A 14,229-nucleotide genomic window follows, 5' to 3' on the forward strand; every position below is an offset into this window, starting at 1 on the left:
TAGCGCACCAGCCGGTGAGCACCAGGCAGATGCCCGGCAGCCACCACGGTGTGGCGCCGGTGGACAGGTGTCGTCGTGAAATGGCTACTGCTCCAACTCGTGGAAAAGCCCACGCACTTTCTCGGCGATCTCATCCCTGATGATATTCATGCGTTCGGCACCGGTGATGCCGTCTTCGCTTGGTTCGTAGGTGACCCAGCGTTCGACGTTGACCGACGGGTCAAGCTGCGGATGGGCATCGGTCCCGAGGATGATGACCCGGTCGACTTCTTCGACGACCTTCGGATCGATGCCTTTGGGCGTCCCGCCAGACATATCCGCCCCGGTCTGCGCCAGCGAGGCCACCGATTCCTGGTTGATCCCCGTGCCCGGATTGGTCCCCGCAGAGTAGCTGGTGATCTTTCCGCCAGAAATGTAGTCCATCAATGCGGCAGCCATCTGCGATTTGCCGGCATTGCGAGAGCAAATGAAAAGTACCGAGTTAGCCATGAACCTATTGAACCACCCGTGATGGGCTCACGGGTGGTTCACGACTGGGGAATCATCGCTTGATTACTTCAGCACCTTATAGGTCTTGATGGTTTCCCCCCTGAAGAAGGCAGGCTGGGTGATGCGCATGTAGATCATCACCACGACACCGAGCAAGAGCACACCGACGCCCAGGATGAAGACCATGCCCACTCCCCCGATATTCGATCCTGATCCGTAGTCGGGATTCATGGATTCAATAGCGGTAGCGAAGAACATCACCAGCAGCACCACACCGCCGATCAGCGGGGCCAAGAACTTGAAAATGATGTTCCGCGCGCTGGAGAACAGCTCGCCGCGGAAATACCACACGCAGGCCAAGGCGGTCAGACCGTAGTAGAAGCAGATCATCAGGCCCAGCGCGGTAATGGTGTCCCACAGGGCATTTTCCGAAACCAGCCGGGTAACGACGTAGAAGGCTGCGGCGGCTGCGGCTGCGGCGAAGGTCGACACCGAAGGCGACATGAAGCGCGGCGAGATCTTCGAGAAGCTCTGCGGCAGCGCCTTGTAGTAGCCCATCGCCAGCAGGGTTCGCGCCGGCGAGACCATGGTGGACTGCAAGGATGCGGCCGAGGAAGAGAGGATGGCCAGCGACATCAACAGCGCCAAGGGACCCATGACTGGTCCGGAGAGCACCGCGAAGATCGATTCCTGGTTCTCCGGGTTGCCTGCGCCCAGACCGGTGGTCCCGACGCCAGCCCAGTAGAGCACGCCCAGGGAGACGGCCACATACAGGGCCATGATCAGCAGCACCGTCCAGGTCGCGCCCCGGCCCGGCACCTTCTTCGGGTCGGTGGTTTCCTCGTTCATGGTCAGGGTGACATCCCAGCCCCAGAACACGAAGATCGACAGGGAAATGCCGGCGGCAAAGGCCGAGAAGCTCTCCACTCCGGCAGGATTGAACATCTCCAAGGTGATGGGAGTCTGGTCAAAAGGCTTGTTCGAGGTGAAGGCCATGATGGCGAACAGCAGCAGCACGCCGACCTGGAATCCGACCAAACCGTACTGGAACGCCTTGGTGGCATTCAGCCCGCGGTAGGAAATGTAGGAGGCGGCGGCGATGAAGATCAGCGTGGTGGGAATGTTGATCCACAGGTTGGTGGTCAGATCCGCGATTTCCGGGTGGCCGGTGATCTGTGCCAGCAGGATGTAGAAGAAGTCCACTGCGACCGCGGCCAGGTTGGAGAGCACGATCACCGTTGCGGCAACCAGCCCCCAGCCGCCCATCCAGCCGATCATCGGGCCGAAGGCGCGGGTGGCCCAGGTAAAGGAGGTGCCCGAGTCGGGCATCGCATTGTTCAGCTCGCGGTAGCCCAGGGCCACCAGGAGCATGGGCAGGAATCCGGCCAGCAGGATGGCCGGCAGGCTGGTGCCTACCTCGGCCACGGTGGCCCCGAGCCCTGCGGTGAGGGTGTAGGCCGGGGCAATGCTGGAAATTCCGATGACCACCAGGCCAAGAACACCGACGGTGCCCTTGGAGAGGCCTTTATCGTGCAACCCGCTCTCGGCGGCTGCAGGATGGGTATCCTGCCTCAGGTCTTGCGACATGTTGGTTTACCTTTAGCTTTAGTGAGGCGATAGTGCGTCGGCCAGAAGTACCGAGCCACCTTTCATCAGTGCGTCTGATAAGTGAAGGGTGCTGCCGGCGGAAAGGCGCCGGGGACCGTTAGCTGTGCGAGCCCGGATTAGGGATGACCCCCATGGGGACGAACAGCTTGCCGAGGATGCGTTGTGCTTTGGGCCCGATGAACAGCCTGCGGGCCGCCGCCAGACGGGCCGATCCGAGCAGGGCCAGGTCCCCGCCCTGCCAGGAAAGCTGCCCGACCGCTTCATCCAGGTTGCGCCCCACCACGACTTCGATGCGCGCGTCGAGCTGCAGGGATTCGGTCAGTTCGGCCAGGTAGGCGCGGGTGCTTTCCACATGGGATTCCAGGTCCCGTTCCGGGTCCTGGACATCGAAAGGCAAGACCAGGGTCACCACGCGCAGTGGCACGGAACTGGCCGCCGCCAGCCGGGCCGATTGCTCGATGACGTCCTTGGCCCCTGGCCGGTCCCCTACGAAAGCGGTGAGCCGGGTCAGCTTGCCGTCCGCTGACCTCAGGGTCTCCAACGCTGCGGGCGAGGACATGTAAACCGAGACCGGCGAGGAGTGCAGCAGTGCGTTGGCGATCGCGCCGGGCAGGAAGAATCCGGCACGGTGGCGCTTGCGTCCACCGAGCACGATGCCATCAGCCGCGTAGTCCTGGGCCAGCGTGATCAGCCCCTCGGCTACGGATGCGACCGATTGGGCCACCACGCTGGCGTTGATCCCTTCGGGCACCAGCTCCAGGGCCTGTTCGGCCCACTGGTCCACCTGGGCGGAGAGGATGCTGGAGTATCCGTGGTCCCCGCCCGGGTAGACCGCGTTGAACGGTGCGGCGGCCGGCAGCACGATGGCGATCTGCAAGGATGCCTCGGGGGTGCCGGCCACCAGTGCGCTGGCCAGTTCGATGGCTTCGGCTCCGCGTTCATCCGCGGTGTAGCCTACGAGCAATTTCATGATCTAGGCGCTGACCTTGTCATCGATAGCGGTCAGGGTCTGCACGCCGTCGTAGCTTTCGTCGTAGCTGGTGCCATCGAGCTCTGCGATGATGCGCGCCGCGGAGCGGCGGCCCATGCGCACTGCGCCATCCACGTGCTGGAAGCCTTCGCCGGCCAGGTCTGAGGAGGAGAAGTAGATCGGGCCAATGTTCTCGTTCTGGGCTGGGCCGAAGCGGTAGAGGCCGCCCAGGTCGTAGCTGGTGGCGTAGGCTCCGCGTGTCCATTCTTCGGCTGCGAAGTCCGAGAGGTAGAAGACCTTCGGGTCCAATGCCTTCTCGCCGAGGTAGGCGGCGATGCCCTTGAGGATGGCGGCCCGGCGGGCTTCCTCGTCCAGCTCCCACATGGCGTCGGCCTTCAGGTCCGAGATGAAGCCGACCAGGGTTCCGGTGCTTTCACCGGTGTAGGTGTTGTCGTACAGCTCCTGGACCAGCGCGTTGGGTCCGAAGCAGGTTCCCGAGAGTCCCTCTTCACGCCAGAAGGGGGTCTCGTAGACTGCATGCACCTTGATGACCAGGCCCATGGACTGGTGCTGGTGTGTGACATGCTGCTTGCGCGGCAATGCGGGAACGTAGCTGATCCGGGAGTACAGGTTTGGCGGGATGGCCACGATGACCTTCTTGGCGGAAACGGTGACCGACTGGCCGTGGGCCACCACGCCGCCGTCGAACCATTCCAGCTTGAGCACGGGGTTGTTCAGGAAGACGATCTCATCGCCCAATCGCTCGGCGACGGCCTTGGAGACTCCCTGCATGGTGCCGACGATGCGGCGGTCGAGGATGAAGTCTTCATCAACGAGGTTATCGAAGGATCCTGCCGAGGAGGCCATGAGCACGGCCTGCAGTGCCGAGAAGGTGTGCGCTGGCTTGGTCAGCATGCCGCCGGCGATGAACAGCCCCACGTTGTTGCAGGCCAGTTCGTCGTCGGAGTGCTGGCGCAGGAAGTGGTGGAAGGAGATCTGGTCCAGCTCTTCTGCCTGCGGGTGTTCCCAGGGGGTGTCCGGATTCATCTGGGCAGCCAATTCGTTCATGAGGCTGATCAGCTTGTTCATTTCGGCCACGGTGCTTTCGGCAACGGGGAAGTCGTCGCCGTCGTAGGCGATGGCTTCGCCTTGCTCGTTGAGATAGACGCTCTTGCCGGCCTTGTAGCGTTCGAAGGTTTCGATGCCCAGCTCGTTGATCAGCGAGTAGAGTCCGGTCTGGTCCGGGCTGATCCACTGGCCACCGATTTCGATGGTGGCTCCGTCCATGACATCGGTCCAGGTGCGTCCGCCAACGCGGTCGCGGGCTTCGAGCACGGCTACGGACTTGCCTGCTTTGTTCAGTTCGTAGGCCGCGGTCAGACCCGATGGGCCGGCACCGATGACTACTACGTCGCGTTCCAGATGTTCCATGAACAGCTCCTCAAACAATAAAATGAATTCGGTTCATTTACTTGTCATATAGCATAGGGGAAGAACATCGACTTGTGAAGCAACCCACGTCAGGAAGTGAAACGCATGACCGAATCGGGCACCAGGCGCGCTGGCAGGCCACGCAAAGCGGTACTCACTCGCGAACGCATCACCGCGAACGCGCTGGAGCTGGTTTCCGACGGCGGGTACGAATCGTTGACCATGCAACGTCTGGCCAAGTCACTTGGTGTTTCCCCGTCGGCTTTGTATAACCACGTGGATTCGAAACATGACTTGATGCAGTGGATTCAAGAATTGGTCATGACCGACATCGACACCACGATTTTCGACACCGAGCCACTGACGGAAGCCCTGATGCAGTGGGCGACAAGCTACCGTAATGTTTTTGCTCGCCATATCCCATTGATCCCGATTATTGCCGTCCTCCCGGTCTCGGATTCTCCACGGACCTTGAGCATGTATGAGCGGGTCGCCGAAGCCTTGAAGGATTACGGGCTAGCTGAAAACGAGATCATCCCGACCATTGTCGCGTTGGAATCATTCATCTTCGGTTCGGCGATGGACACCGCGGCGCCACACGATATTTTTGATACGACCAACCACCAGGATCTGACGCCGCACTTCACCCAGGCGGTGGCAGCGCAGCGCAAAACCCAGTTGAACACCAGCGACGATTCCTTCCAACGCGGACTCTCGGCAATGATCACCGGGCTGCTGGCAAAAGGGAACGCCTCATGAATGAAGACGAGCAAAAGCCACGACGCTTTGCTTTGAACTCGAAGCAATGGGCGGCCATCGCACTGGTGATCGTGGCGCTGGTTTTCATCCTGCAAAACCTCACCTACGTGCGCGTGGAGTTCTTCCTCATCCATACCGCAGCGCCACTCTGGCTGGTTCTGCTGGTGACGCTGGCTGCAGGCTACGCTATTGGATGGTTCTCGAAACGGCGAGACTAGTCTTCCAAGATGGCCCACTCGCCGACTTCTTCGTTCTGCGAGTCGTAAACGTCTTCTTGGGAACCGGGTTCCAAGGGGTACATGGCTACGCGCTGGGACCAGTCACCGAGGATTCTTTGCAGCTCCTCCATTGGCTTGAGCTGCATGTTCTCGGTATCAAAATTGACTTCCAAAACAAAACGCATGATCTGCTCCTTGCTCTTCCGGTTGCCGCCATCCTATGCCCGGGACCGGAGAAAAACGAGAGCTCTTCATGGCGTGCCGTGACGAAAGTTTCTGGCTGCGCACAGAAAAATAGCGGGCACCCGAGGTATCCCGGATTCCCGCAATTGGAAAGAGCAGCTGAAAGCTACTGGACGCCGCCCATGTATGCCAGCGACTGGATGGCTTCGTTGCCGCCGACCTTGTACAACGCCAAGACGAGGCCGCCGAAAACAATGCCCATGGCTGCGCTGAAGCCAAGTGAGATCTTGACCAGCGAACGTACTTCACCGCGGCTGACTTCAGCTTCATCGTTGAGGTACTTGGCTGCGCCCTGGCTGATGCTGGCAGCTGGGGTCAAGGCGCGAGCGGGAAGGGTCATCAGATTTGATGCGGCGTCGGTCTGGCCGTCGCGGAGGATGGCAATGGTGGCTCGGTTCTTGCGATCTTGGCGAAGCTTCACGATGTTGGCACCGTGGCGTGCCAAGAGAATATCTTCACCGAGTGGGATCGTTGCCATTGCTTTTGCTCCTAGTTAATTTCCATCACGTCTTTCCAGTACTATCAATCATTTCTGAAACGTTTTATTCCCGTAACCCTTTTGTCGAGAACCACACATGCTCTTGTGATGCAATCCGCATGATTCTGGGGCAAAATCGGCTTTTCAGGTGACCGGGGACATAGCCAAAAGCAAATTTCCCATGCTGACCGACGACCGTTTTCGGCAAGAAAAAACCCGAGGGAATCAGTTCCCTCGGGTAGTTTTCAGCGGTCTTGAAATCACTTATGCGGTCTTCAAGTCGTTGTTCTTCTGCTGTCGCTTTGCCTCGCGGATCTGGATGCCCAGATCATGGTTCGACAGGTCTTCAGGTGAAGCCACGCCATACCGGTAGGCCTTGGCTACCAGGGCTTGGCGAATTTCTGCTTGGTGGTCCTTCTTGTAACGGATCACCATGAAGACGCTCACGATTGCCAAGACAATCAGAGTCACCACTGCAGTCAGAATCGTAGTTTCCAGAGTCATAATCTTCTCGACCTCCCCATTTTTCAGTCACTGCTGCATTTGGCCCGCTCGTTTGGTCGAAGAACTTCGTCCGACGGCCGAGGGACCGCAGTATTGCTAAGAGAAGAACAACAAGTTTAGCATATTTCTTCGAAGAGCGCCCGCAGGTATCGCTGACTCCTACGACAAAAGGGTCGCCGTGGCGAAGCAACGGGTGAAGCTAGAACTCTCCGTGGCCCTGCCCATGTTCGAAGACCAGCGACGTTTGTGTTGTTGCGACGGCCGGGTTCGCCGAGAGGTTGTCCAGGACGAATTGGCGGACGTCGGCCGAGTTGCGCACGGCCACGTGCAGGACAAAGTCGTCGGCTCCGCCGAGGAAAAACAGCTGTCGGACTCCGGGTTTGGTTTTCATCTCGCTGGCAAAATTGGCCATGAGGTGGCGGGCTCCGGGGCGGATCTTCACGAAGATCAACGCTTCGAGCTCGCGGCCGAGAACCTGCGGGTCCACCTCGATGGTGAACCGGGAGATCACCCCGGAATCGCGCAGGGCGTTCAAGCGCGCCAGGCACGTAGAGGCAGCGATCCCCAGCTCTTCGGCCAGCGAATTGTTGGTCCGCCGGGAGTTCTTGCTGAGCAATGCCAAGAGCCTGCGATCAATCTCATCGAGTTGCACGGTGCGGTTCTCGCGCTTCGATAGATTCAACGACATGGCGCCGCACCTGCTCTCTGTGTTCCGTGGATCGCTGAAATCATCATACGACCGTCTAGCAATTGATTTGGGATGATTCCGGGGCAGTTGTTTCTTGGGCAGGCCGCTTGCGGGCCCGCCGCCGCAAGACGATGAACACGACCACGCCGATCAACGCCAGGGCGCCTGCAATCCATGGCCAGTCCAAAGCCAGCCAGGCATAAAATACCGCTAGGCCCACCGTGGTGTAAATAGCGGACCATAGCAGCGCGCCCACGGCCACGGCCGGGAGGTACCGGCGCAACGGCATGCGGCTGATCCCTGCCGAAGCGTTGACCGCACTCTGGATTCCCAACGTGAGGAAGCTCAGCGGGATGGCGAAGATGCCCCAGCGTTCGATGAATTTCTGCGCCCTGCGGTACACCGGTCCGTGCAGGTGCTTGTGGAAGCGGGTGCGCTCCACGCCTTTGGCGATTCCCCGGCCCACCCAATAGGTGGCATTTCCCCTGGCGAAGGCCCCGAGGAAGAAGAAAATGAACGTCACGCCGAAGGGCGCGTCGTTGATCAGCCAGGAAATCGTCTCAGCCATGGTTACGGAACGCTCTTGATCTTGCGCACCAGCACTGCGCCGAGCAAGCTGACAACCACCGAGCAGAGGAACAGCGTCGGGTAGCCGCCCAGCCACGTCACGGCCAGCCACGCGACCAGCGGCGCGACGACCTGCGGCAGCGAATTGGCGATGTTGATCATGCCCAGATCCTTGCCTCGCGAATCAGCGGTCGGAAGCACCTGGGTCAGCAGCGCGAAGTCCACCGCAAGGTATGCGCCAAACCCGATGCCCAAGAGCACCGCGGCGATAATGGCCATCGCGAAGGTCGAGGACACGGCCATGACTCCGGCTGCCGCGGCGACGATCACCGAGGAAATGATGACGTATTTCTTGCGCTGGCCATCGCGGTCGGAGAGCTTTCCGGAGATCACCGAAGAGAAGATCACGCAGAAGGCATAGATGGCTGTCAGCACCAGCACGCCCTGTGCCGGATTCGGATGGCCAATGGCGTCCTGCAGGAAGTACAACAGATACACCAGGCACAGCTGGCTGCCCAGGTACAGCAGGAATCGGGTCAGCCAAGCCCACCCGAAGTCCTTGTGCTTGACCGGGTTGATCCAGAAGCTCTGCGCGAATTGCAGTGCGCTCAGTGGCTCCAAGGTCCCTTTGGGCAGCGGCGTATCCTGGCGCATCAGCACAAAAGGCACCGCGCAAATGGCCACAGCCAAGGCAACCAGCGCGTAGCCGAAGACGAGGTTGCCGGCGGCCACCATGCCGATGACCGCGCCGATCAACGAGCCACAGGTCTGGCCCAAGGCGACCAGCCCGCCAACCACGCCACGCTGTTCCACGGGCACCCGGTCCGGGATGGCGGCGAAGATGGCAGCTACCGCTGCATTTCCGGCGGCCTGCATCAGCGCCCAGCCGAGGACCAACAGCCCCACGGTATGAGCGGTGGACATCAGCAACAGCGCGAGCGCGCCGCAAATGGTTCCGCAGAACACCCAGGGGATGCGGCGCCCGAACCTTGAGGTGCTCCGGTCGCTCAACGCGCCAAAGAGCGGGTTGGCGATCAGCGATACCGCCGCGCCGACACCGGTCACCAGGGAAAGGATGGCACCCTTCTGGCTGGCATCAAGCTGCTCGGCGTGCAGCCCCAGGAGCACCTGGATGGGCGCAAAAAATCCGACATTGATGCCAATGTGAACGGTGACAACCGCGGCAATCCAGCCTCGACTGACTCGTCTGGTCGGAACCTGCAAAGCCAGTGGAATCTTCGCTGGTTCAGCTGTGCTCATTGCTCGTTCCGCCCTAAGTCGCGGGGACCCACACCCGGGTCTTCCAGTTGTTCAATGCTTGGCGTGATGCCTCGCGCGATCAGGCGCTTGACCGCCTTGGCCATCAACCCGCCGTCGACCATGCTGGCGGCAACCAGTGTGCCCGTCGCATCGAGGCCGAACACGGTTTGGATCTTGCCCCGTCGATTGCGGCGGATGACCGTGCTGGCGGACTTGCTGAAGTCTCCGACGGTTTCCACGTGCATTTCGTGGCGGTCAGTCCAGAACCATGGCACCGAGCGCTGCACCGGGGCGGCATTGACAATCGTGGCCGCTGCTTGGGCGGCATCTTCCATGGCCGCTTCCCAGTGCACGGCACGACGAGCGCCCTGCACCCGAGCAGCATCGCCGATGGCGAGCACCTGGGGATGGCTGATCGAGCGTTGCTCTTCATCCACCACGATGCCGTCTTCTACGCTCAGTCCCATGGCCGAGGCCAAGGAGGTTTCCGGTTGTACGCCAATGGCGCTGACAATCAGTGCCGCTTCAACTCGTTCGCCATCAACCACCACGTGATCGGCTTCGAAGCTGGACACCGTTCCGGTGATGGTGCGGATGCCGCGTTGCGCGTGATCCGCATGCAATTGTTCGGCGAGCTCTTGGCCGAGCACCGCAGCCAGCGGCGATTCAGTGTTGGAGATCAGTGTGACCTGCGCGCCGAGCATGCTGGCGGTGGAGGCGAATTCCGCGCCGATCAGTCCAGCGCCAACCACCGCCACCTGCAGTCCGAACATCGATGCGTCCAGCACTTGAGCCAAGGCGGTGGCGTCGGCGGCGGTGTGCAGGGTGCGCGCGTGTTCGGCTCCGGGAACCTGCAAGAGATTTGGCGTAGTGCCGGTGGCCAGGACGACCCAGTCATCGGCCTCATCTGGCACTGCGAGGTCCTCGATCTCTTCCTGGATGAGGTTGATGCCGTGCTCGGCATACCATGCGACCGGGGCGAAGGGCTCGACCTGCAGGGATTTGCTCAGTGGCGGCCGGTCATAGGGCAGGCCTTGGGGGTCGCTGATGGTGATGGTTCCGGTGTAGTTCTGCCGCACCAGCTCCCTGGCGAGCGTGTAGCCCGCTACCCCGCCGCCGATGATATGTACGGATGGCATTTAGATGTCGAGTTCCAGGAAGCCGTCCACAACGTTCACGATGTAGGTGCGGGCATCCACGGTGGCTGGCATGCACTGGACGCGGCCGGTCTTCAAATCGAAGGTCGAGGAGTGGATAGGGCATTCGACCGAGCAGTCTTCAATCCAGCCGTCGGAGAGCGAGGCGACTTCATGGGTGCATTCATCCTGCAAGGCGTAGAAGTTGCCGTCTTCGGCGTGGAAGATCGCAATGTCTTCGGTAGCTCCGCTGTCCTTGGAATCGACTAGGAGCGATTCGCCTTCAGGGACTAGATCTACGGGACCGACACGATAGCTCACGATGACTCCTTTGGTGCTCATTACTTATGAACCTATCTTGTCACCTATTTATCTTCAGCACCTAGCTGGCGAACCGCCTCGTGACGCTTTTCGCGTCGGGTTCACCGCCTGCAGCGGGAGATCAGTTCTTGAAGGGCATGGCCGGCGGGAAGCTGCGCCAAGAGCTGCACGCCATCAAGGCCGTTGCCGGTGACGGCTTGGACCTGCGCCCCGGAGTGCCGGGTGTGAAGTTCTTGGGTGAAGGACTCGCGGACATGCTGGCCTTCGAAGACACCACCGATCGCGGCGACCGGAACCGAGCCGCTGCTCTCCAGCCCCACCCGGCGCAGTGCCGTTGCGGCCGAGTCGGCTAGTTCCTTGCCTGCTCGTGCGCAGATTCTGGCGGCAATCTGGTCCGAATCTGCCAGCTCAGCGACACTGGCGGCGAAGGACGCCACCGTGGAAATGCGGTCCGGCAGCGCCTGGAGGTCGATATACGCTTCTGATAGATCGGGCCATCGTTCTTTGACCACGGCAGTGAGTGCGGTGTGCTCCCCGCGTCCGTCGTAGTCGCGCATGACGGCCATCAGGGCTTGCTGGCCAATCCAGTATCCACTGCCCGCATCTCCCATGATGTGCCCCCAGCCATCGATTCTGGCTACCCGATTGGGCCCTACGCCGAGGGTGACCACTCCGGTTCCGGCCGCGACGACGGTTCCATGCTCATTGCCCAGCGCGCCGAGATAGCTGGTCACCGAGTCATGGGCCAGGGCCAGGTGGCGGAGGTCTGCTGAATCAATGAGCTCTGCGAGCCGGCCGGCATCGTGTTCTTCTTTGACAAGCCCGGTCGTTCCGACGGCGACAGTGTCGATCCGCGCAGGCGTCTCGGAGATGATCCGCTTGATCACGCGTGCCAGCTGCGGAAGGACGGCTTCGTCGGTTTGCACGCCCGGGAATTTCAGTTCCGTGCGCTCCCCGCCGCTTTCCAGGCGGACTTTGATGCCGCTCTGTCCACCGTCAACGGCCAATACTCCAACTGTCATCTGCGTGCTCCTGTTTGTGCTTGGTTTTCAGATTACTGTGTGCCGGGTTCTTCGGGACCGCAATGCCCGTTAGACCTTGGAAATTGCTCTCAGAGCGGCCGGAGCAACTACGTGTTCGGTGAGTTCATCGAAGTTGTTCGCGCTAACAACTTCATCAGCCTGATAAAACCCTACAGTCATTATTCAAGGAATTAGGCAATGTCATTATCGGTAGATCTAACACCACTCCCCTAGATCCCTTTTCAAATCTCCACCCTCATCAACCCTCGGCTTCCGGATGGATAACATCCATGGTTTCGGATAATAAGTTACGCGTTTACAGTGGTCAGGATGAATCTGAAAATTTTTTCCACCACAAACACCTGGATAACCGGCATTCATTTCGCAAACCCGCAAAAGCTCTGGGGTTCTGCCGAGCGAAGATATGAAACAACTTTTTAGTACATGGATGAATATAAAAGATTTATTTGATAACTACTTCCGCTCGGCATAGTTGTACCGCTACGCTCCATATCGGCACACCCCATTTCGCTTGATCACCGAATTTTGTGCGCCCAAAACCCAACAAGGAGAACTTCAATGGCACGTTTTTCTACCCCGCTCTCTCGATCGATAGCCGCCTCAGCCGCGGTCATGATCGGACTAGCCGGACTCGGCACCGGCGCATTGCCCGCTTCGGCGGCGCCGGTGACAGTTCCGGCCGAAAAAACCACCCCTGCCCCGGCCAATGAGACCAGCGTCAAGATTGGTTCCGTGGAATCCGGCGAGTCCTACGACCAATTCATCGTCACCTACAAGGCGTCTACCCAAAGCGCCGACAAATCAGGCCGCGCGAAAGCTTGGGGCAAGGCTGCCAAGGATGCCGGAGTCTCGGTCAAGGAGCTGAGGGCTATGGCCACCGGCGGCTACGTGGTCAAGGCAGACAAGAAACTCAAGGATGCAGGCGCACAGGAGTTCATGGCGGACATCGCCAAATCCGGACTCGTTGAAGCGGTAGAGCCTGATGCCATCATGAAAATCTCCATGTCCCCCAACGACACCCGCTATGGCGAGCAGTGGGATTTCCACGGCACCAACGGCATGCGCCTTCCTTCGGCCTGGGACGTCGCGACCGGGTCCGGAAGCATCGTTGCCGTCTTGGACACCGGCATCACCTCGCATACGGATCTGAACTCAAACGTCATCTCCGGATATGACTTCGTCTCCAGCTCAACTTCTGCCCGTGACGGCAATGGCCGTGACGCCAACCCGCAGGACGAGGGCGACTGGTACGCCGCAGGTGAATGCGGAGACAGCTACTCGGGCAATTCGTCCTGGCACGGCACCCACGTAGCCGGCACCGTCGCTGCGGTCACCGGCAATTCCAGTGGCGTCGCCGGCGTGGCTCCCAACGCAAAGATCCAGCCGGTACGCGTCCTGGCCAAGTGCGGCGGCAGCCTCTCCGACATCGCCGACGCGATCGTCTGGGCCTCGGGTGGCAGCGTTCCGAACATCCCCGCCAACGCCACTCCAGCGGACACCATCAACATGTCGCTCGGTGGCGGCGGAGCCTGCGGCACCACCTACCAGGCAGCCATTGATGCGGCCGTTTCCCGCGGAACTTCGGTCGTCGTGGCAGCAGGCAACGAAAGCCAGAACGCCTCGAATTCGCGTCCTGCCAACTGCAACAACGTGATCACCGTGGCGGCCAGCAACCCATCCGGTGCGCCGTCGTACTACACCAACTACGGTTCAGCCATTGATGTCACTGCCCCTGGCGGAGATACCCGCTACGCAGGCCAGGGCATCCTCTCCACGATCAACACCGGCACCACCACCCCATCCAGCCAGGGATACACCTTCTACCAGGGCACCTCGATGGCCACCCCGCACGTTGCAGGCATGGTCGCACTTATGAAATCAGTGAGCCCATCGATGACCCCGGCACAGGTCGAATCGGCACTGAAGAACGGCACCCGCCCAATGCCTGGCGGTTGCAGCATCGGCTGTGGCGCCGGTTTGGTTGACGCCACCAAGATCATGACCGCTTTGGGCGGAACCACCCCGGAGCCGACTCCTGAGCCAAGCGGCAATCTGCTGAAGAACCCGGGCTTTGAAAACGGCGCCGAGTCATGGACCGCTAATCGTGCCGACACCTTCGAGACCGGCAGCGCAGCCCGCTCGGGCAACGGGCTGGCCGGGCTGAATGGCTGGGGCTACTCCAGCACCTACACCCTGGATCAGAAGGTCACCATTCCTTCGAATGCCACTGCTGCACAGCTGAAGTTCTACCTTCGGGTGCTCACCAACGAGACTACTTCCTCGACCCAGTACGACAAGCTGACCGTGCAGGTGCTTGATGGCTATGGCACCTACAACGTCGGTTCATGGTCCAACCTGGATGCGAATTCCTCGTATGAACAGCAGAGCATCGATCTGAACAACTACCGCGGCAAGACCGTGACCCTGCGTTTCAAGGGCGTAGAGGATAGCTCGCAGGCAACCACCTTCCGCATCGACGATACTTCGGTATCAACCAGCTGATCTGTCCAGCAG

General features: G+C 60.4%; 16 protein-coding genes. 3 read left to right on the forward strand and 13 right to left on the reverse strand.

From position 1 onward, the window contains the following. Window positions 1–84: 84 nt before the first annotated feature. From D3791_RS05155 to D3791_RS05170, 4 genes are all read right to left on the reverse strand, one after another. The gene (locus tag D3791_RS05155) at window positions 85–489 is read right to left on the reverse strand and encodes an arsenate-mycothiol transferase ArsC (RefSeq protein ID WP_061953941.1); all 405 of its coding nucleotides are present in this window, start codon (window positions 487–489) and stop codon (window positions 85–87) included. Window positions 490–552: 63 nt separating this feature from the next. Continuing rightward, complete coding sequence (locus D3791_RS05160; protein ID WP_172511487.1) at window positions 553–2,076, reverse strand: APC family permease; 1,524 nt, start codon at window positions 2,074–2,076, stop codon at window positions 553–555. A gap of 118 nt (window positions 2,077–2,194) precedes the next feature. After that, on the reverse strand, window positions 2,195–3,067 hold the full coding sequence (locus D3791_RS05165) for a universal stress protein (protein ID WP_172511488.1): 873 nt from the start codon (window positions 3,065–3,067) through the stop codon (window positions 2,195–2,197). 3 nt (window positions 3,068–3,070) lie between these two features. After that, window positions 3,071–4,498: a flavin monoamine oxidase family protein gene (locus D3791_RS05170; protein WP_172511489.1), complete on the reverse strand. Its 1,428-nt coding sequence runs from the start codon at window positions 4,496–4,498 to the stop codon at window positions 3,071–3,073. Between the two features lie 105 nt (window positions 4,499–4,603). Between D3791_RS05170 and D3791_RS05175 the strand changes: the two genes are divergently transcribed. Further along, window positions 4,604–5,257: a TetR/AcrR family transcriptional regulator gene (locus tag D3791_RS05175; protein ID WP_022876097.1), complete on the forward strand. Its 654-nt coding sequence runs from the start codon at window positions 4,604–4,606 to the stop codon at window positions 5,255–5,257. Next, window positions 5,254–5,475, forward strand: coding sequence for a LapA family protein (locus D3791_RS05180; RefSeq protein ID WP_028268720.1), 222 nt, complete (start codon window positions 5,254–5,256; stop codon window positions 5,473–5,475). Before D3791_RS05175 ends, D3791_RS05180 begins: the two co-directional genes overlap by 4 nt. Here D3791_RS05180 and D3791_RS05185 read toward each other — a convergent pair. The 9 genes from D3791_RS05185 to D3791_RS05225 all read right to left on the reverse strand — a co-directional run bounded on the left by D3791_RS05185 (window position 5,472) and on the right by D3791_RS05225 (window position 11,694). Next, window positions 5,472–5,660: a hypothetical protein gene (locus D3791_RS05185; protein WP_028268721.1), complete on the reverse strand. Its 189-nt coding sequence runs from the start codon at window positions 5,658–5,660 to the stop codon at window positions 5,472–5,474. The two genes, D3791_RS05180 and D3791_RS05185, sit on opposite strands and share 4 nt — an antisense overlap. A gap of 164 nt (window positions 5,661–5,824) precedes the next feature. Continuing rightward, entirely contained in the window at window positions 5,825–6,196 is a 372-nt protein-coding gene (locus D3791_RS05190) for a hypothetical protein (protein WP_022876098.1), read from the reverse strand. 264 nt (window positions 6,197–6,460) lie between these two features. Beyond that, complete coding sequence (locus D3791_RS05195) at window positions 6,461–6,700, reverse strand: hypothetical protein (RefSeq protein WP_022876099.1); 240 nt, start codon at window positions 6,698–6,700, stop codon at window positions 6,461–6,463. Between the two features lie 199 nt (window positions 6,701–6,899). Further along, a complete protein-coding gene (locus D3791_RS05200; RefSeq protein WP_022876100.1) occupies window positions 6,900–7,388 on the reverse strand; it encodes an Lrp/AsnC family transcriptional regulator in 489 nt (162 codons plus the stop codon). Window positions 7,389–7,443: 55 nt separating this feature from the next. Beyond that, on the reverse strand, window positions 7,444–7,956 hold the full coding sequence (locus D3791_RS05205) for a DedA family protein (protein ID WP_022876101.1): 513 nt from the start codon (window positions 7,954–7,956) through the stop codon (window positions 7,444–7,446). A 2-nt stretch (window positions 7,957–7,958) separates the two neighbouring features. Next, window positions 7,959–9,215: an MFS transporter gene (locus D3791_RS05210; RefSeq protein WP_172511490.1), complete on the reverse strand. Its 1,257-nt coding sequence runs from the start codon at window positions 9,213–9,215 to the stop codon at window positions 7,959–7,961. After that, on the reverse strand, window positions 9,212–10,354 hold the full coding sequence (locus tag D3791_RS05215; protein WP_172511491.1) for an NAD(P)/FAD-dependent oxidoreductase: 1,143 nt from the start codon (window positions 10,352–10,354) through the stop codon (window positions 9,212–9,214). Before D3791_RS05215 ends, D3791_RS05210 begins: the two co-directional genes overlap by 4 nt. Then, window positions 10,355–10,693 (reverse strand): non-heme iron oxygenase ferredoxin subunit, encoded by a 339-nt coding sequence (locus D3791_RS05220; RefSeq protein WP_172511492.1) that lies wholly within the window; start codon window positions 10,691–10,693, stop codon window positions 10,355–10,357. Window positions 10,694–10,773: 80 nt separating this feature from the next. Continuing rightward, window positions 10,774–11,694 (reverse strand): N-acetylglucosamine kinase, encoded by a 921-nt coding sequence (locus tag D3791_RS05225; RefSeq protein ID WP_172511493.1) that lies wholly within the window; start codon window positions 11,692–11,694, stop codon window positions 10,774–10,776. A gap of 579 nt (window positions 11,695–12,273) precedes the next feature. Here D3791_RS05225 and D3791_RS05230 point away from each other — a divergent pair. Then, the gene (locus tag D3791_RS05230; protein WP_172511494.1) at window positions 12,274–14,217 is read left to right on the forward strand and encodes a S8 family serine peptidase; all 1,944 of its coding nucleotides are present in this window, start codon (window positions 12,274–12,276) and stop codon (window positions 14,215–14,217) included. The last annotated feature ends 12 nt before the right edge of the window (window positions 14,218–14,229 follow it).

This window comes from Glutamicibacter mishrai (assembly GCF_012221945.1).
In the GTDB taxonomy this organism is placed as follows: Bacteria; Actinomycetota; Actinomycetes; order Actinomycetales; family Micrococcaceae; genus Glutamicibacter; species Glutamicibacter mishrai.